Annotated in this window: 1 protein-coding gene; it reads left to right on the forward strand. The window is 30.7% G+C overall.

Annotated elements, in window-relative coordinates:
• Positions 1 to 407: malate:quinone oxidoreductase (locus HZY83_RS08140; protein ID WP_179943532.1), on the forward strand; the 407-nt coding region annotated here is incomplete at both ends.

Consider the following 407-nt stretch of genomic DNA (forward strand, 5'->3'; position numbering starts at 1 on the left):
AAGAAATAGAACCTAATTGGAATATTAAACTATATGAACGTTTAGATCGTCCAGGGATTGAAAGTTCTAATGAACGTCATAATGCCGGAACTGGCCATGCTGCTTTATGTGAACTGAACTATACAGTAAGAAAGCCTGATGGTTCAATTGATATTGAAAAAGCAAAAGAAATTAATGAGCAATTTGAAATTTCAAAACAATTTTGGAGCCACTTAGTTAAAAATAAAAGTATTTCTAACCCTAAAGAATTTATTCAGCCTTTACCTCATATTAGTTTTGTGAGAGGTAAAAATAATGTTCAATTCTTAAAAGATCGCTATTATGCGATGAAAGATTTTCCGATGTTTGACAATATTGAATATACGGAAGATATTGAGGAAATGAGAAAATGGATTCCTTTAATGATG

This window comes from Gemella sp. GH3 (genome assembly GCF_013415425.1).
In the GTDB taxonomy this organism is placed as follows: Bacteria; Bacillota; Bacilli; order Staphylococcales; family Gemellaceae; genus Gemelliphila.